Origin of the sequence: Pseudooceanicola aestuariicola, assembly GCF_045763785.1 — a bacterium.
GTDB lineage: Bacteria > Pseudomonadota > Alphaproteobacteria > Rhodobacterales > Rhodobacteraceae > Pseudooceanicola.
Genome location: NZ_JBJGSF010000006.1, coordinates 141,992 through 159,657, shown reverse-complemented (window position 1 = coordinate 159,657; position 17,666 = coordinate 141,992). Strand labels below are relative to the sequence as shown.

Here is a 17,666-nt window from a genome sequence, read left to right as displayed (position 1 = left end):
ATATTGCAATTAAGGGTACAGAATCTGCCGAAAACGCTTCCAATCCGCAGAATCTGATTAATTAGGGTACAGTGACAGCTGAACTGGAAGAATGTGCTGCCGGTTTCGGCGCAGAATCTCACCAAGGCCATGTTGCGCGATCTGGCCGCGAACGGGCAGGGGGCCGAGCTGGCGGTTCACGCCCGGATTCTGCAGTGCATCGAGGAGACAATCCGGGTGGCGCGCGATCTGGCCCGCCGAGCCGAGGCACTTCGGTCCGTAGCACCGAAACTGCGAGCAAAAGGATCGAACGCCGCGGTCGAGCTGTTCCTGACCGAGGATGCCGTGGCCCCGGCCTCGATGCTGTCGCCGCGCATTCGCGGGACCAACATTCCGATGACCGATCGCGCCGCGCGGCGGTTCTGCGACCGGTTGGTCGAGCTGGGTGTTGCGCGAGAGCTGACCGGGCGGCCGACGTTCCGGATCTATGGGATCGCGCCATGACAGTCGCGACCAGGAAGCGGAAACCGGCAGAGGAGGGTGGCGCCGTCTTTGACCGGGAGCTCGACGACCTGCCGCAGGAGCTGCGCTGGCGCGAATGGATGGGGCGGATCGAGGCAGTGCTGTTCGCGAGTGCCTCGCCGGTCGGCCGTGAGGATCTTGCGCGCGTGGTCGGGCAGGGGGCCTCGGTGGAGATGCTGATTGAGGATATTCAGGCCGAGCTGGGAGGCCGCCCCTATGAACTCGCGCAGGTGGCGGGTGGCTGGATGTTCCGGACCAAGGCCCAGTTCGCCGACGCGATCAAGGCGGCAGCCGATCTCGGGGAGCAGTCGCTGTCTTTCACCGAGATGGAGATGGGCGTGCTCTGCGCCATCGCCTATCATCAGCCGATCGACCGGGCCGGCCTCGCCGACATCTTCGGCAAGGAAGTCAGCCGCGATCTGCTGGCCCGGCTGCGGTACAAGGACCTGATCGCCAGCGGGCCCCGTTCGCCGCGACCCGGGGCGCCGCATACCTTCGTGACGACGGAGACGTTCCTGGTGACGTTCGATCTGCAGAGTCTGAGGGATCTTCCGGAGCTGGAGCTGAATGAAGGGCTCAACAGTTGATTGTACTAAGCACAGGCCGTCACCCGAGAGACAACGCCAGTAGGCGAGGTGCCTTTGCAGTTGACAGAGCGGATCATATGATGTATAAAATCCAATCATATGGAGAAACCCATGCTTGAACCGATCCAAACAACCCCGCAGCAGACATATGTTCAGCCGATCGATCAACAGGACAAGATCGCTGCGATCATCAAGGGCGTTGTGAGAGCAGCAGATGCCTGGGGATTATCGAACGCTGAGGCTGCAACCTTGTTCGATGTTCCGGGCGCAACTTGGGGTCGCATGAAGGCTGGCACCTACAAGGGTATTTTGGATCAGGACAAGGTGACCCGCGCCAGCTTGCTGATTGGGCTCTACAAGGGGTTGAGGCTGCTGTTTAACGGGCCGCTTACCTTCGGATGGCCGAAGACCGTAAACGCGGGACCTGGCTTCAACGGGAAGACCCCCGTTCAGATCATGTGTGAGGGAGGCATTCCGGCCATGATGAAAGTGCGACAACATATCGATGCGCTCCGGGGTGGGGTGTGATCAGAGCAGCCGATCTGAATTCGGTTGAGTTCACGGACCCCAAGACCGTCAGGCTGATTTCCACCGCCTATATCGACGAACCCGCCATGGCACCGTTGGCGGACGGCGAGGAAGATCTGGCAATTCTGGAAGAAATCGAGGGGATGACATCCGCACGGCAAACCATCGCCCTACCAATTCCCGGCGGACTTCACCCCGGTGAACTTCTCACTGAGGCCGCCGGGTACGGTTGGACTTTGGTCAACGCTGCTTTCTGCTACACGCGCTCCACGGGCAACAGATTCAACGGGCCCGAGCGAGGTGCGTGGTACGCGTCATACGGCGACCTTGCGGTGGAGACCGCGCAGGCCGAGGTATCCTGGCATCTTACGCAGGAGCTTGAAGCGACCGGTATCTTCGAGAACACGACGTCCTACAGGGAGCTCTTTGCAGGGTTCACCTCTCAGCTTCATGTCATCGACCCTGAAACGAAGGATGCCGTTCTGAGTCCAGATCCGGCTCTTGCATATCCGGCAGGTCAGGTCCTGGCGCGTGATATCCTTGCTTCCGGCGGCAACGGCATCCTCTACCCTTCGGCTCGCCAAGCATCCGGTCAATGTCTGGTGGCCCTGCGGCCCCATCTCGTACAGAACATCCGACAAGGCGCTACTTGGGATTTTGTCTGGTCGGGCGCACCCGTTCCTACAATTCACAAACGCTAACCGGCAATCGAAGGAGGCAATCAGAGCATTGATGTATTACCTTGATGGCCTGGCGAGCTGGCCAATGCGTCCGGAAGCCAAAGACGCACTCATAGAAGCACTGGCCCAACCCGGAAATGCGAACTCCAATCACGTTGCCGGCTGGCAGGCCAACAGTCTCTACGAAAAAGGAAGAAGGGCGGTCGCTGATCTCATCGGCGCTGCGCCGAACGAGATTTTCATAACCTCCGGCGCTACGGAGGCAAATGCGCTCGCGATCATAGGGGCTGCGCGCACCCTTGCGGGTCAGGTTCCAAGTAGAAACAAAATCATTCTGTCCGCGCTGGAACACGACGCGGTTCGGCGTCCTGCAGAAGCGCTGCGCGAGCTGGGCTTCGAGGTTCTGGTGTGTCCTGTCGGAGCAAGTGGTTCGATTTGCCTGGAAAGTTTGGAAGCTCTATTAGGCGAAACCACACTGCTCGTCAGCACGATGCTTGCAAGTAATTTGACAGGTGTGATCCAACCAATTGAAAAGATAAGTGAAATGGCGCATACAGTCGGTGCGCTCATGCATGTCGATGCTGCACAGGCAGCGGGCAAGTATCCCATCGACGTATTCGATCTCGGCGCCGACTACCTCAGCCTGTCGGCCCACAAATTCGGGGGACCACAGGGGGTCGGTGCGCTGTTTGTTGCCGCGAACGCCCCAAAGCCATCCGAGCTGACATCCGCAAGACCCTTGGAAGAACATCTGAGCGGAACGCAACCGGCCGCGTTGGTCGCGGCGATGGGCCGTGCAGCGGAGATATCGCTTCAGAACATGGCACGTGAGACCGTCCACAGTATGCGCCTGATTTCTTTTTTCGAGGAGCAACTCTCCGGCGACGGATTGCGAGTGGAGCGGCTTTTCCCATCAAGTCCGGCGGTTCCCGGAGCCGCCGCATTCATTATCGACACGCCGGCGAGCTCAGATCTGATCGACAGTCTGAACACCAAAGTATGTCTTTCGAACGCGTCTGCCTGCCATTCCGGTTCTTTGCAGCCTTCACCGGTTCTTTCCGCGCTGCATCTCACTCATGATGAGCAGAAACGCTTCCTGCGCATAGGTGTCGGGTGGTGGCTTTCTGAAGACGATATTGGCTCGGCGATGGCGATCATGGCCGGCGCAGTGGAGAAAGTCCTCCTTGCTACTGGTGAGCTTCACCAGTAGCATAGGCTTATGGCCGATGTATTTGACAATTGGTCCGGCAAACCGCAATTCGCCGGGCACGAAACATTCCCGCTGCGCATCCTTTGGTTGCGCAAAGCATATGACGCGGTTCGGGGCGGCGCCCCGCTGACGGTATTCAAGGACGACGAAGCCATCTCCCGGTTCGGCGTTGGCCGAAACATGGCTGTTTCGATGCGATTTTGGGCGCAAGCCGCGGAAGTAATCCAACTCGACGGCAAGGAGCTAAAGCCCGACGATTTGGGTGACCTGCTCTTCGGCGAGAACGGATTTGACCCTTTTCTGGAGCATCCAACCTCACTGTGGCTCATCCATTGGAAGCTTGCATCGGTACCGGAACACACCACAACTTTCTACTATTGTTTCAACGGGTTATTTGGCCATGAGTTTCGATCGACGGATTTGGTAGATGCCATCGAGAAGTTGATCGAGCAAAAGGGATGGCGTGGTGCTCACAAGACCATCCAGAACGACGTCACGGTCTTTCTGCGGAGCTACTGCAGCCGACCGAGCGGGGCGATGGATGACGCTGCGGAACCCTTGCTGGCTGAACTGGCATTGATTCAGGAAACTGGCTCGAGCGGATGGTTCGAATTCTCGGTTGGTCCAAAGCCGAACCTTCACGACGCTCTCTTCGCCTACGCATTGGATGCCTACTGGACTCGGGCGCACGACAACCGCGCGACGCTCGCCGCAGAATTGATCTGCCACGACGCCGGCAGTCCCGGCCGGGTGTTCAAGATGGATGAAGACAGCGTCATCGAGCGGCTGATGCGGATCGACGAAAGCACTGGTGGTGCCTTCGTCTGGACCGATACGGCTGGCCTGCGACAAGTCCAACGCAATCGGCGTCCTGACCCGGATGTTCTGTTGAAAAGCGCATTTGGCGAGATCGCGCGCCACGGAAAGGCTGCATGATATGGCGCCTGAAACGCTCTCAGACAAAGTCAGACTAAACGGCCGGTTCGTGCGAAGTGCACGGATCGACATGGACCTGACCGGGACGCCGCCCCTTCAAGGCTATGTTCTCCAGGCCAGTACCGAAAAATCGCTCCTCGCGATGGCCGCATCGCTATCGGAGGGGGCGCAAAGCGCCTTTACCTGGACCGGACCCTACGGCGGCGGCAAGTCGAGTACAGCACTGCTTTTGGGTAACCTCGTTGCCGGTTCTAAGGAAGGAAAGGCACTCGCACGAAAGATCGCCGGGCCGAAGCTGTCAAAGGCCATTGCGAAGGCCTTCGATCCCAACTTGGGCGATTGGACCGTTATTCCGGTTACTGGAAGTCGTGTTAGCCTGAGACAAGCCGTCGCCGAGAAAATCGCAGAGCGATACAGGTGGACCCGCGCAAGAAAGGAACGCGCGACCAAGAGCGATGGCCAACTCGTCCAGGACATATCTGAACACGCCAGGCAGGGGCCAATTGTTCTGGTTCTGGATGAACTGGGAAAGTTCCTCGAAGCCGCGGCCGATAAGGACCACGATGCGCACCTCCTGCAGGATCTGGCTGAAATAAGTGCCAGGAGCGAGGGTCGCTTCGTTGTAATCGGAATCTTGCATCAGGCTTTTGAGGCATACGCGGACAAGCTCGCTTCGAGCGCCCGTCTCGAATGGGCCAAGATCCAGGGGCGGTTTCAGGACTTATCCTTCCTTTCTGCAAGTGATGAGACTGTCAGGTTGCTCGGGCGGGCAATCGATACGGACGATACCCCTGGCACAGCGGAAGCGCAGGCTAGAAGCTTGGCTACATTTGTCGCTTCAAATCGACCGACGGACGAAGCGGAGCTGACCGAGGCGCTTACGCAGACGTGGCCTCTAAACCCGATCTGCGCCTTGCTGCTTGGCGGTATCACACGCCGAAGTTTTGGTCAGAACGAGCGTAGCATCTTCGGTTTCCTGGCATCCGAAGAACCTGGGGGGTTTCGCGAGTTCCTGAAGTCGACATCGGCAACCTCAGGGGAAACCTTCGGCCCCGATCGTCTCTGGGACTATCTTCAGACGAACTTTGGTCTTGCTCTTGCGGCTGGTCCGTTGGGATCGCAAATGACGCTGGCGTTAGAGGCAATCGAGAAAGCGAACGTGCTCGGAGCCGACCTGCACGTGACGCTGGCGAAATCGGCCGCGCTCATTGAGATCTTCAAGAACGGGACAGGATTGGCCGTCGACCAGGACGCCCTTTTGATCGCGGTTCCGGGGGGCAGCGTCTCTGATATCACAGGGGCGCTCGACGAGCTATGTGACTGGGGAGTTCTGCTTCGCCAGAAGCGAGTGGGTGGGTATGCCCTGTTCTCCGGCAGCGATTTTGACCTCGATGCTGCTCTTGAGAGATTTGGCGGTCGGACCACCTCTTCAGATCTTTCCCAAGTCGCCGCAAAAGCCGGCTTCGACCACATTGTCGCTAAACGACATTACTTCGATTGCGGCGTACTGCGAACCTTTGCGCTGCACGTAGAGTGCCTGGGGGAGCAATTCGATCCAAATGAGTTCAAGCGTACAGTAGGTCGCAAGGCGTCGATCGCGAGTGGTGTCATGGTGATGGCTATCGCGCCTCAAGACGCGCGCTCACCAGACATCGAAGCGATGATGGATGAGATTGTTCGGATCCTAAGGCGTACGGGCGTCGTGAGCGCAGTCTCCTTGGTCGGAGATGGGAAGCGCTTGATCGAAGATGCAGGCGACCTGGCGGCGTTGTCTCAAGTTCAAAAGCAAGTACCGCAGATAGCTGGAGATAGGATCGCGCGACGGGGAATCCGTGCGCGAGAGGCATTGCTGCGCAATCGCTCGAACGTCGAACTCCAGCGCCTGATGCTGTCGAGCCAATGGCAAATCCTGAGGGCAAACGACTCTGAGATTGTGCTCTCCCTGTCCGCCGCCGCATCGCGCTTGGCTGACACTGCCTATCATTCGACACCAATTATTCACAGCGAGCTGCTGCAAAAGGACAAACCATCCTCGAGTGCTGCGGCCGCTCTTCGAGCTCTTTGCCATGCCATGGTGAAAAGCCCGGATCAGAAAAACCTTGGCTTCGAGGGGTTTCCCGCTGCATTCGGTCTCTACCTCACGACTCTGGCCCCGAGCGGTCTGCACCGAAAATCCAAGTCAGGCTACGGTTTTGCTGACCCAGATAAGACCGTGACCGGTGCTTCCCTGAAGCCAGCCTGGAAGATCTTGCACTCGAAAAAGGAGCAGTCGCTGGCGGAAGTCTATGAGACCTGGCGGGGCGTACCCTTTGGCATGAAGATCGGCGTGATGCCGGTTTTGGCGCTCGCATTCTTGCTCGCGAATCGGCAGACCTATGCTGTCTACCTAGACGGTCGCTTTGTGGCGGATCTCGATGACATCTTTGTCGACAGGATGCTTCAGGACCCTTCGGCCATCATTCTGAAGCCCGCAGGACGTTCTGAACATCATCTGGCGTTCCTATCCCGGCTTGCGGAAGGGCTGGCCCTGTCTGATGCATCCGCACTTACCGTTGCAAGCGCGGCCTTCCAGCGTATCGAGGCGTTGAGCGACTTTGCCAAACGCACCAATCTTGTCTCTGCCGAGACCCGCAAGATCCGCGATGCAATTCGGCACGCAGACGATCCGGAAACACTGCTCTTCGAAACGCTTCCCGGTCTGAACATCAAAGGTGATCTAGTCGAAAAGACCGTCGCTGCGATTGAAGAGTGCGAGGCGGCCTATGATGGCCTCGCCAAAGACTTGCGGCATGCTTTGGCGCAATCCATCGGAGTTCCGAGTGACACCTTTGCCGGAAGCCTCGAGCGCGCAGAGTCCATTAAGGGGTTGAGCTCAGACCTGAAATTCGAGGCTTTTGCGGCGCGTGTTGGGGAAATTGAAGCCGGGACCGGCAGCCTGGAGGCAGTGGCCGGAACTCTGCAACCGAAGCCCATGCGCGACTGGTCCGACCGCAACCGCGAAGGAGCCTTGTCTGAGGTAGCGAGGCTTGGGCGCCGCTTCAGGCAGGCCGAAGCAGTGGCATTGATGCGCGACCGAAAATCAAACACGGAAGCGATCGCTCTCATTGTGGGCGTCGATCCGAAGCAGCCGCCAATCCTTCAGAGTTTCGAACTCAGCGAAAACGAAAAAGAGACTGCAAGCAAGCTTGCGGACCAGATCATTCGGAATCTTGGCCAAAGTGAACATGGGCATGAGCTCGCGCTGGCGGCTCTCGCTCGGGCTGTTGCGGCGCTCACCGACAATATGGACAAGATCGAAGCATGACCAACGAACGACACATTCTCGGGATATCGGGCGGCCGCGATAGTGCGGCCTTGGCCGTCTATATGCGACAAAACCACCCCGACATCGACATGGAGTATTTCTTCACTGACACAGGGAAGGAGCTACCAGAGGTCTATGACTTTCTGAACAGGCTCGAGGGGTTCCTTGGCAAGCGGATTAATCGGCTGAACCCTGATCGGGATTTCGATTTCTGGCTGGCGGAGTATGGGCATTTCCTACCGTCGGCCAAAACCCGTTGGTGTACCCGGCAGCTAAAGCTGCGACCGTTGAACCTATGGCTGCGCGAGGACCTGGATAAGGGTGTCGTGGTTCACTCCTATGTCGCAATTCGTGCCGATGAACCCAATCGGGCCGGCTACAAGTCACAGCATCCAAACATGAAGGTGAGGTTCCCTCTGCGAGACGCCGGCATCGACAAGGCCGGTGTGGTCGATTTGCTGAAAGACACCGACATCGGCGAGCCAGAATACTACCGCTGGCGGTCCAGATCCGGATGCACCTTCTGCTTCTTCCAACAGAAGATTGAGTGGGTGCGATTGATGGAAGAGCATCCCAAGGCATTTGAAGAAGCCCGGGCATATGAGAAGTCGGCAGAGGAACACGGCTCCCCCTTCACCTGGAGCGATGGTGAAAGCCTAGACGACCTGGCCAAACCTGAACGTGTAGAGGCGATCAAGGCGGACTACGAAAAGCGCCGGGCCCGCGCCATGCGCGCCGTGCGCCCCAACCCACTGTCGGCGCGCTCCGAGCCGTCGATCGACGAGATTTTTGGTGTCTTTGAAGGAAATTCTTGTGTTGTTTGCCACAAATAATTCTTGGCTTGCTCACAATCAGCATGAGAGATTTCACTCGGAAGCAGAATGAAAAAAGGTCGCTAGTTGTTTAAAGTTACAGCGAGAACTGTTCTGGAACTAGGGTCTGAGCTCATTAGCTCAGACCCAATCGCATTCTACGAACTGATCAAAAATGGTATCGATGCTGGATCGAAAGATGGCGTAACTATCTTATTTGACATTGTCTTGCCGCGCAGGGATCTTGAGGAAGCTAAAGCACAAGTCAGTCGCGTGATTTCGACAGCTCAAGATGGCCCTGAAGGAGAGACTTGGGACTTTGAAGAGCTAAAGAACTGGATTTCCGGTAAATTGGTTACAGAAGCTGGGGTGCTTTGGGATCAGGCCGCAGAACTCATTGAGCAGGCCAGAACTTTTGAAGGTCTCCGCCATGCCCTTGATAGAATCAATGGGTTAAACACGATCACCGTCAGTGATACTGGCTCTGGAATGTCGTTAGATGACCTGAGCTCGCTTTTTCTCGTCATCGGCACGCCGTCGCGTCGCAAGGAAATCGATGCAGCCATTTCGAATGGGGCGTCAGATACACCGTATCTAGGAGAGAAGGGGATCGGCCGCCTCTCGGCGATGCGTTTGGGAGACGAACTGTCGGTCCGTACGGCCCAAAGCACCGATGAACATTTCAGTCTCATTGACATAGACTGGTCAGCTTTCGATGACCCCTCAAAAATGATCGAGGACATTGAGATCAACCCATCGCGGGGTGCTGAAAAGCCTAATCGTGATTTTAGCGGGACAGACATCCGTATCCGCCGTTTAAACGCTGACTGGTCTGAAAAGCGAGTAGAGCGGCTTGCGATGGATGACTTGTCTCTACTCGTGAACCCGCTGGGAAAGAAAACCCGTCAACGGATTGCGGTGTTCTGGAACGGAAAACGGGTAGCGATCCGTCGCTTGGAGCGGAGCTTCCTGTCTCACGCAAATGCGGTCGTTCGGGGGTCATACAAAGTTAGCGAAACCGGACCGGAGCTTGAGCTACGCATCGAACTCAACAATCTTGGCTTCAAGCATCCCAAGGAAATTAGTATCGAAACTGCGACGGCGGACGTTCTACATGGCGCCTTGGTTGGACCTAAAGCCAAGCGCCGCCGCATGAACAAGCGGGACATAGACTACACAGCACTGCATTCAGTTGGTCCATTTGACTTTGAGTTACATTGGTTCAACCGCTCGATACTCCGCAAAGGTAAGTCGACGGGCGACTATCAGGCCCTGCGCAATCTCCTCGATCAATGGATGGGTGTTAGGCTTTATCGGGATGGGTTCCGAGTATATCCGTATGGTTCCGAGAATGACGACTGGCTAGAGCTCGACAAGACGGCCCTGGCCTCAAAGGGGTATGCCTTGAACCGTATCCAGCTCGTCGGGCAAGTTGAAATCGGTCGCTTATCCAACCCAAGCCTCATTGATCAAACCAATCGTGAGGGTCTTCGTCAGACGCCAGAGGAGGCAATTCTCAAGGAGACGGTACAGTTCGCGGTCGAACGTCTGCGTGATGAGATGAACCGTATCACCCGCGAACAGAAAGATGCCAAAGAACCGTTCATTGCAGATGAAACGAGGACTGTGGATCTCGAGAAGCGAATGAAAGATACCATTCGCGCGATCAGCAAAGTCGTACCAAATGAACATCGCGATGCCGTGGAAGAATTGGAGCTTATGCGAGAAGAATTCTCTCGATACGCGGCGCAAGCACGCGAACGGATTGCAGATATGGAAAAGGACGCCGATCAGATGCTTGTTATGGCGGGGATCGGCTTGATGGTCGAAGTTGTTGCTCATGAGCTAACTCGGTCCGCCGAAGATGCCCTCGATATCCTCAATGGACTACGAAAAAAATCTGTTCCCGACGAAATCCGTCGTCGGTTGGAGAGTTTGCGTGCCTCGATGAACAGCATTAGCAAGCGTTTGCGCATTTTAGACCCGTTAAGCGTCACCGGACGACAGCGGAAAGAACGCTTCAAGCTCGATGAACTCGTGGAAGAGATCATTGAGGCGCACGAAGCCCAATTTGAGCGTCACAAGGTCAAGCCAAACGTCTTGTTGCCCGAGAAATCTATTGAGCTATCCGCCGTGAAAGGCATGGTAGTTCAGGTCTTGGAGAACCTGATATCCAACTCCGTTTACTGGATGGACGTTGAGAAGCAACGCAAGCTTTCGCTAGAGCCCGAGATTACAATCGTGGTCGAAGACAATCCACCCCGCATCAGATTCAGTGACAATGGCCCCGGTATCTCAAAGCAGTACCGGGATCGGATCTTCGATCTGTTCTTCTCGCTCAAAGATAAGAGCCGACGCCGTGGACTGGGATTATTTATTGCTAAGGAGGCAGCAGAGCACAACGGCGGTAGCCTGACATTGGACCCCGATATGACCAATTCTGAAGGTCGGTATACGACTTTTGACTATCGCGTGGTGGGCGACGGGGCATGAACGATCGTCGTCAGGTAGCGAATGCTGGTCTTCGGTCCGCTATCATCGTGGATGACGGCTACGATACAGTCCCACTGGTTGATGAACTAAGAGACGAAGAAGGTTGGGATAACTTTTTTGATGATGTTCAGGCCGGCCACGAGGATCGAATTGTCGCTTTCTATCCGGACTTCGATGTTGGCGATCGAGACCGGCTAAAACAAGAACAGGGATTTGTTACGGCTCTGTGGGAAAACCGCGATGCAGTAGTCGACCTTTTGGGCGATTTGTTTGCCAATTATGAGCAGAAGGCTGTCGACAATGCCCCTTTCCTTCAGTCTGCAGAGGCGGCACTTAGTGCGCTTGGAATTCCATTTACGACTCATGGACGTGACTTCGTTGCTGCCGCTGCATCTGCCGATCTCATTCTCATCGACTTGTTTCTGGGAATTCAGCAAGGTGCCCGAGATAGGGAAGTTACTGTTGAGCGATTGAAAGAGGCGATCGACATGCGGGACGGCCCCCTGCCGTCAATCGTATTGATGTCCCAGATACCGACAATTGATGACTTGGCGAAAGAATTTCGCAACGATGTTCAGCTTCACGCATCGGCTTTTCGCTATGTCCGCAAGAACGATCTCGCTGTCCCTGGGCGTGTTCGGGGCCTGATCCTGACGCTCGCGGCGCATCGCTCAGATAGCCAAGCCTTGGCGACGTTTGTCGATACGTGGGAGCAGAAAGCCATTGAAGCGGTAGGAAAAGCAGCTGCCTCGCTGCGAAAGATCGATATCGATGATCTTCAGCATATTCGCACCATGCTCTTACGTTTCGAGGGAGTAAACACCTCAAGTTACATGCTCGACGTGTTTGATCGTGTTTTGCAGTACCAAATCGAAGCACATGACGAGGTGCTAGCAGCCGCCGTTCCGCTTGATGAAATGGCTGACGATCCTCCACCGTTGATGATATCGAATGATCGTGACACCTTTACGATTCTGGAGCAGACACTATTCGTTAACCCCGCCCGACGGGCGCATGCGACAGGTGCGGTTTGGCCCGTAACCTTCGGCGACATCATTGGGCCGAGGCTCGGTGCTCCCGACAAACCTCGCGGTTTTTTCGGGGGCAGGAGAGACCTGGTTTTCTTCGTCGCGTCGCCAGAGTGCGACCTCATTCGCACCGATGGATTGAAAACTGTTTTGCTCGTTGCCGGAACGCTTGAAGAAGTGGATATGGCCAAACCTGTTCTCGGCGTATCAGGGAATACAACGCCAATCCTCAACTATGATGGTGTAGGGCGCTTCCAGATTAGCTGGGACTTCGGGAATCTTAGAACAATTGGCTTGTCGCGGGCGAAAGGGCTTTTGAGAGCTGGAGGTGACGCAAACATTATAGGGCGTCTTCGTGATGTCACGGCACTTGGTCTAAGGCAACAACTGCTTGGTAATGTTGGTAGAGTCGGTGAAATAGCGCCTCTTCCGCGGTCATTCGCATTTGGCGCAGAGATACATTTTCCTCAAGCAGACGGAACGGCTGCACAGCTTGCTTTGCCGGATGGTGTGCAAGTACGTGGCAACATGTTGGTTCCACGAAAGGCTCGTTCCGCGAACCTTGTCCTCGACTCGAACTGCGAGAACGAACTCACACAAGCGATTCTGGACCTCGATATTGCAGCTGTTCATCAAAGCAGCCGTGCTCGCATCAACAAGTTGAAGCAACAAAGCCAGCTCAGAAAGCTGTTTCGGTCGGGACTTCAGTGGACTCCGCTCCCCTTGCAAGGTGCGCGTGAAGCTGAATTATTGAAGGATGGCGAGCCATTACCAGATGAAGACGACAGAAAGCCAAAGACAGAGAAGATCGGCAAGATCGTCTTTGACCCCGACATCGCCGGTCAACTTGGTGGCGACCTAAGAAAGGCGGGGCTCATTTTCAGAATCAACGTCGAGGAGGTGCCCGCTTAAATCTAACTTGGGAGCTATTTCCTACTCTCCCGAACAACAAGATTTGCGATTGTAGATAACGTCCGAAGTCTTAGTCGCTAGTCAGCGGGATAAAGTACGGCCTTTTACCAGTATTTCCTGACCAACTTCGATGCGATACTGCTCAGGAAAGAAGTGCATCATCCATTGCTTGAGAATTCTCCAGGCGTCAGTCGGACCGATCATTGATGACGCATCGATATACTCTGAGATCAGCTCGGCCGCCTGAGAATCCGAAATCCCTGAACTGCTGGCAGAAACCACTTTTTGGACGACTTCCAACTTCTGGAGTCGATCCGCAACGTACTCCAGGAACTGTTCCTCCGGGTAGCCTTTGGGCGGGCCCAGTGTTCTCAAATCGCGTTGTGCGAACTCGAAGGCCGACCGGACCATCTTTGCCTCGTCAAGCTCGCCGGTATATACCTTGAATAGCCGTTCTGGCGACGGGCAGAGGGGTATCCATCGAAAACTCGGATCATCGTCGTGCTCAACATCGATCGAGGTTATCTTTGGACGCTGGGCCGCCAGGTCTGCGGCCTGGTGCGCGATCTGATCACGCAGTTCGGTCGTCACTGAGACGCAGCTGCTCATTAACGATGTTTCCCATGCCTGGAGCTCATGTCGGCTCATATCTAACTCAACAAGGAGTTCGAGATTGGTCGGGAGACGCCAACCAAGCGCTCGCCCTGTCAGATTAGCGGAGCCGAGAAGACAAGACTGGTCGGCCCTGAAGAATTTGGCATGCAGGTTTGGGTGCCTCCAAAGCCGCGCGTTCGCGCGATCGGTAATGACCTCGAAGATCTCCAGGTCACAGACACCGTCTAAGATATCTTCGGGTCGCCAACGTGTAACGCAGTCGATATGGAGCCCTGCCGAATTTGGGATGGCGTCCAATACCCGCTGGAGCGCATCGACCTTAATGAAGGGCGCAACGAGGACGACTCGCTCTTTCGCCGATGACACTAGTTCCAGCAGTTGGTCGCCCAGCATCAATCATCCTCGCCATCGTCGAGGAAGAACCGGGTCATCTTGCCCCACTCTTGACGCATGTCCGAGAGGCGTTGCTTGTGCCTGACTTCTTCCATTTCGTAGCGAGCCCAAGCCGAAAACACGATGCGTAGTGTGTCCGAAGCCATGTGTACGCGGTCGAGCAGTTCCTTCTCGGTATCTTCTTCTGTGTCCGGGTTCAGCGCTCTCACCAGGTTGTCGTAGAACGGATGGTTGGAATTGAAGATAACGTTGGTGACACCGCCTTGGACGCTCTCCACGTTGAAGAACGCATAGCCTTCCATGGCTTTCTCCAGGAAAGCGACCTTGCGCTTTCTCGTAAGGATAGCGTCAGCAATGGCCTTGGCGACGTCGTCGGGATAGTGCTTGTCGTCCTTCAAGTCGTCTTCATAGGCATCCCGGTCATCGGCTCCGAAATCCTCCGTGTCTCCTGGTGTCTCATATCCTTCGTCTGCACGTTGGCGGAACTTCGAGGTGACGGTGTCTTCCACGCCTGGCTCTTCGTGACGCTTGCGGCCGCCCGTACTTCGCGTGCCTTTCGTCTGCTGTTCTGTCCTTTTTCTCAGTTGGGTGATCTGTTCCCGGATGTGCTCGACGATAGGGATTAGGAGCGCCCGCGGGTCACCTTCGCTGCTCGCTCGTTCAATGAAAGAGGAACGGCTTTCATTCGCTTCTGCGTCGGCCTTCCAATCATATTGGGCCAGCTGCGAAAAGATCGTCGCACTTTGCTTGTTGTTCGTTACACCGAAGATTTCGTCGAGCGTGGCAGGGAATTCGACCTCAGCTCCCCACCATCGTTCCGTGGGGTCATAGCTGTTGGTCCAAGATGTATCCAGATCGAGTTCACGACCCTCTCGAACAATCGAAAGACCGAGGTTCTTCATGGCATGCTTGCCGTACGGCTTTGAGCCGCGATTCAGCCCGTCATCAGGCACAGTCTCTGGTTTGGCCCAACTAAACCTGACGAAGACTTTGTGCTGCTTGCCTCCAAAATCGATTGTGAACTCTTCGTCGTTCTCGCCCCAACGCTGAAACATCGGAACCTTTTCAAAAGGTTCGGGAGTGGAGGAGTTCGGCATGAGGTAGAGGGGATCATTGACAACCGCCAACCTTCGGCCGGTGTTCCCACCCTCTTCGACCCGAACGAGGTGAATGGCGACACGGCCATCGTTAATGAACTTGCGATACATCCGGCCGATGATCGCCTCGGTATTTCGCAGGGTCGCTTCAGCGCCTCGCCATGTAAGTCGATACTCTTCAAATCGCGACCAGACAACGAGTGTACCGGACGTTCCCAAAATCTCGGACCGTTCGCGCCATTTGGCGGGAACGGGTGAAGGAGTTGGCGGAGGCACCCGATCTTTCACACCACTTTGAATGTCAGCGACATCCAGATAGGAATGAATTGCGTTGTCCGGACCGTTCGTCCAAGTCCAGACATCCAAGCGGCGGCATTGCGAAATCGAAGAGTTTGGAAGTCCCATGCCGAACCGTCCAATGCCAGCTCGATCCTCCAGGTGAGTGCCGTTTCCAAACTGTAACGCGATGGCCAATGTTTGTGCGGACATCCCATTGCCGTTGTCGATGGTACCGATCTCTTGCAGGCGAAGACGCTGCTGAGAATTCACCTGCTCGTATTGCTCGACACAGATGAGCTCGACTTCACTAGCATCAGCCTGAATTGAGTTGTCGATCAGCTCTGCGAGTGCGTATGCGGTATTTCGATACCCACTATCGCGCATCGCTTTGACGGCGAGTTCCGGTGGAATAATGAATCCGGACTCAGCGGCCCCATCTTCAACAATCTCGTTCATTCCAAACATCTTCCCAGTTGGAGAAAGCGTCGGCCACGTCTCCGAAGCCGTGCATTTCAGTATCCGTCACCGTGACGATCTCTGAGGTTTCATTTCCCCCAGCTTTTACGCCTCGCGTAGCCCGGCCCACCATTTGGCTGTAGAGAACCAGAGACTTGGTGGGGCGGGCAATGATGGCCGCGCTCGTTTGCGGTGCATCAAAGCCAGTTGTGAGAACGCCATAGTTGAACATCACAATAGGTTCTGGCGCCTGGCTCTTGAAGCGTCGAATAGCCCGTTCGCGAGCTGCCGGAGGAGATTCTCCGGTGACGACAAGTGCTTCAGTGCCCCGTGCGAGCATGATGGCTGCTAGCATCCTGGCGTTGGCAACCGATGGGGCAAAGACAATGACGCGGCGATGGGACGACACGAGTTTCTCGCACTCTGAAATAATCCTGAGGTTTCTTTGTGTGCTTTGACCTAGGCGCTCCAGAACACTCCCCGGCACATCTATCGCCTGTGACAGGCCCTGCATGTCTTCCTGCGATAAATCGAGGCCGGCCTGCACATTCAGTGTCCGGAAGTGCGGACGAGCAAGATAGCCCTCGTCCATCAGGTATGTGACCGGGTCGGGGTGGCCCTCGATTTCCAACATTACCTTTTCACGACCGAAGAACTCGGAGAGCTCTTCATCTTTGCTCAAATCATCCCAGGTTCGTCCCGGAGTGGCCGTCAGGCCTAGCAGACGTGTCGTCGCCCGTTTTGTTGCCAGGGCATCTAGAACGGAGCGGTATGTTGGGGCGATTGCTTGGTGTGCCTCGTCGATGACAACCAAAGACGCCCGATCAGCCAAGGTGAGCAGATCGTTCACTGCGTTCTTTTCCAACGCGGACATCTTTCCCAGGCCGGCGACGACGAGCCCGTCCTTGGCGTTAGCGAGATCGACACGTTTGTTTCCCCAAAGCCGCCAAAGCCCGACATCCCTGTTGCCAAGGAAGCGCCACGACTTCTGAAACTCATCGGCTGCTTGATCGAGAAGCTCTATGTTCTGTGCGAGCCATACGACTAGTGTCGGCTCACTGGCGCTCAGGTGGGATCCGACGAGGTGCATTGCGGTACGTGTTTTTCCGGCGCCTGTAGGCATGTGCAGGACACCGCGGTGGGGGCCTTCGAAGAGCATCCGTTCAGTGCGCCTTGCCGCCAATCGCTGATGCTCAAAGAGCCCGTAGCCGACGGGGGCGCGATCATTTCCTGGCAGCTGCGCCCCTGGAGCTGTCGGGTCGTCGACGACACCAAAAAAGGAAAGCAAGGCTGGGAGGTTCTCTGCGTCCGAGGCAAGCTTCAGTGCATCATCGAAAGGGTTTCGCCCGGCTGGAGTGCCGAGTTTTGTGCAAAGCTCGCGCGCTTTCCTTAGCGGCATCAGAGAAATTACGGCGTCGCGCAACGTATCGTGCTGCAGTGTCTCGGCAGGGTCCAGCATGTTCACTGCCAGCTCGGTCAATTTGTCTGACGTGCTGAAACCCGGTTCCAACCCATCCATAATGTCGAGCATTTCGTCAGGAAGAAGGGCTTTGACTCTCCCAGGCTTCGCCAAGCGTAAGAGTTTGGAAAATGCAAGACCCGGCGAGTCCAGATCGATGTCTGTATCGGGTGACATGGTCTGCTCGCTGTCCTCTCATTCGTTCTTTCAGGTTTGTTGGAGGAGTTATGCCACATTTTGGTGCTGGCCTGCTATGCTAGTAAGATGAAGCTCCAAACTATTCCTAGGGTTAGGTAGCGGCTCAGAAGAATCTGTTGGCTGAAGGCTGAGGTTTTTCGTCGTTCAGATGCTGAAAAGCTCCGAACGGCATCAGCAG

The 17,666-nt window shown here is 55.8% G+C and carries 13 protein-coding genes; 10 read left to right on the top strand and 3 right to left on the bottom strand.

All coding sequences use genetic code 11. The features are described from left to right. The first annotated feature begins 78 nt into the window (after positions 1 to 78). The 10 genes from ACI3GR_RS17575 (at position 79) to ACI3GR_RS17530 (ending at position 12,991) form a co-directional block, all read left to right on the top strand. Positions 79 to 483 (top strand): DUF1403 family protein, encoded by a 405-nt coding sequence (locus ACI3GR_RS17575; protein ID WP_407496323.1) that lies wholly within the window; start codon positions 79 to 81, stop codon positions 481 to 483. After that, complete coding sequence (scpB, locus tag ACI3GR_RS17570) at positions 480 to 1,088, top strand: SMC-Scp complex subunit ScpB (protein ID WP_222481091.1); 609 nt, start codon at positions 480 to 482, stop codon at positions 1,086 to 1,088. The genes ACI3GR_RS17575 and scpB overlap by 4 nt, the downstream gene beginning before the upstream one ends. A gap of 111 nt (positions 1,089 to 1,199) precedes the next feature. Continuing rightward, a complete protein-coding gene (locus ACI3GR_RS17565; RefSeq protein WP_222481089.1) occupies positions 1,200 to 1,616 on the top strand; it encodes an antitoxin Xre-like helix-turn-helix domain-containing protein in 417 nt (138 codons plus the stop codon). Beyond that, positions 1,613 to 2,317 (top strand): RES family NAD+ phosphorylase, encoded by a 705-nt coding sequence (locus ACI3GR_RS17560; RefSeq protein WP_222481086.1) that lies wholly within the window; start codon positions 1,613 to 1,615, stop codon positions 2,315 to 2,317. The genes ACI3GR_RS17565 and ACI3GR_RS17560 overlap by 4 nt, the downstream gene beginning before the upstream one ends. Before the next feature lie 31 nt (positions 2,318 to 2,348). After that, positions 2,349 to 3,506 (top strand): cysteine desulfurase family protein, encoded by a 1,158-nt coding sequence (locus ACI3GR_RS17555; protein ID WP_222481084.1) that lies wholly within the window; start codon positions 2,349 to 2,351, stop codon positions 3,504 to 3,506. Between the two features lie 9 nt (positions 3,507 to 3,515). Continuing rightward, entirely contained in the window at positions 3,516 to 4,442 is a 927-nt protein-coding gene (locus tag ACI3GR_RS17550; protein ID WP_222481082.1) for a DUF4007 family protein, read from the top strand. Position 4,443: 1 nt separating this feature from the next. Beyond that, positions 4,444 to 7,746 carry a hypothetical protein gene (locus tag ACI3GR_RS17545; protein ID WP_298501034.1) on the top strand — a complete coding sequence of 1,101 codons (3,303 nt, stop codon included), beginning with the start codon at positions 4,444 to 4,446 and terminating at the stop codon, positions 7,744 to 7,746. Then, a complete protein-coding gene (locus ACI3GR_RS17540) occupies positions 7,743 to 8,579 on the top strand; it encodes a phosphoadenosine phosphosulfate reductase family protein (RefSeq protein WP_222481078.1) in 837 nt (278 codons plus the stop codon). Before ACI3GR_RS17545 ends, ACI3GR_RS17540 begins: the two co-directional genes overlap by 4 nt. 66 nt (positions 8,580 to 8,645) lie before the next feature. Continuing rightward, entirely contained in the window at positions 8,646 to 11,051 is a 2,406-nt protein-coding gene (locus ACI3GR_RS17535; RefSeq protein WP_407496316.1) for a sensor histidine kinase, read from the top strand. Continuing rightward, a complete protein-coding gene (locus ACI3GR_RS17530; RefSeq protein ID WP_222481074.1) occupies positions 11,048 to 12,991 on the top strand; it encodes a hypothetical protein in 1,944 nt (647 codons plus the stop codon). The genes ACI3GR_RS17535 and ACI3GR_RS17530 overlap by 4 nt, the downstream gene beginning before the upstream one ends. Before the next feature lie 81 nt (positions 12,992 to 13,072). Here ACI3GR_RS17530 and ACI3GR_RS17525 read toward each other — a convergent pair whose 3' ends face one another. From ACI3GR_RS17525 to ACI3GR_RS17515, 3 genes are read right to left on the bottom strand one after another with little or no spacing between them, the layout of a single operon-like run. Then, entirely contained in the window at positions 13,073 to 13,999 is a 927-nt protein-coding gene (locus ACI3GR_RS17525; RefSeq protein WP_298501037.1) for a phospholipase D family protein, read from the bottom strand. Continuing rightward, positions 13,999 to 15,831: an ATP-binding protein gene (locus ACI3GR_RS17520; RefSeq protein ID WP_222481653.1), complete on the bottom strand. Its 1,833-nt coding sequence runs from the start codon at positions 15,829 to 15,831 to the stop codon at positions 13,999 to 14,001. The genes ACI3GR_RS17525 and ACI3GR_RS17520 overlap by 1 nt, the downstream gene beginning before the upstream one ends. Next, a complete protein-coding gene (locus ACI3GR_RS17515) occupies positions 15,815 to 17,467 on the bottom strand; it encodes a DEAD/DEAH box helicase (protein ID WP_222481655.1) in 1,653 nt (550 codons plus the stop codon). Before ACI3GR_RS17515 ends, ACI3GR_RS17520 begins: the two co-directional genes overlap by 17 nt. Positions 17,468 to 17,666 lie beyond the last annotated feature (199 nt).

What these genes read in the sequence shown, in the direction of transcription:
- scpB (WP_222481091.1), top strand. Translation starts at nt 480, where the DNA reads ATGACAGTCGCGACCAGGAAGCGGAAACCGGCAGAGGAGGGTGGCGCC.
- ACI3GR_RS17565 (WP_222481089.1), top strand. Translation starts at nt 1,200, where the DNA reads ATGCTTGAACCGATCCAAACAACCCCGCAGCAGACATATGTTCAGCCG.
- ACI3GR_RS17555 (WP_222481084.1), top strand. Translation starts at nt 2,349, where the DNA reads ATGTATTACCTTGATGGCCTGGCGAGCTGGCCAATGCGTCCGGAAGCC.
- ACI3GR_RS17550 (WP_222481082.1), top strand. Translation starts at nt 3,516, where the DNA reads ATGGCCGATGTATTTGACAATTGGTCCGGCAAACCGCAATTCGCCGGG.
- ACI3GR_RS17545 (WP_298501034.1), top strand. Translation starts at nt 4,444, where the DNA reads ATGGCGCCTGAAACGCTCTCAGACAAAGTCAGACTAAACGGCCGGTTC.
- ACI3GR_RS17540 (WP_222481078.1), top strand. Translation starts at nt 7,743, where the DNA reads ATGACCAACGAACGACACATTCTCGGGATATCGGGCGGCCGCGATAGT.
- ACI3GR_RS17530 (WP_222481074.1), top strand. Translation starts at nt 11,048, where the DNA reads ATGAACGATCGTCGTCAGGTAGCGAATGCTGGTCTTCGGTCCGCTATC.
- ACI3GR_RS17525 (WP_298501037.1), bottom strand. Translation starts at nt 13,999, where the DNA reads ATGCTGGGCGACCAACTGCTGGAACTAGTGTCATCGGCGAAAGAGCGA.
- ACI3GR_RS17520 (WP_222481653.1), bottom strand. Translation starts at nt 15,831, where the DNA reads ATGAACGAGATTGTTGAAGATGGGGCCGCTGAGTCCGGATTCATTATT.
- ACI3GR_RS17515 (WP_222481655.1), bottom strand. Translation starts at nt 17,467, where the DNA reads ATGTCACCCGATACAGACATCGATCTGGACTCGCCGGGTCTTGCATTT.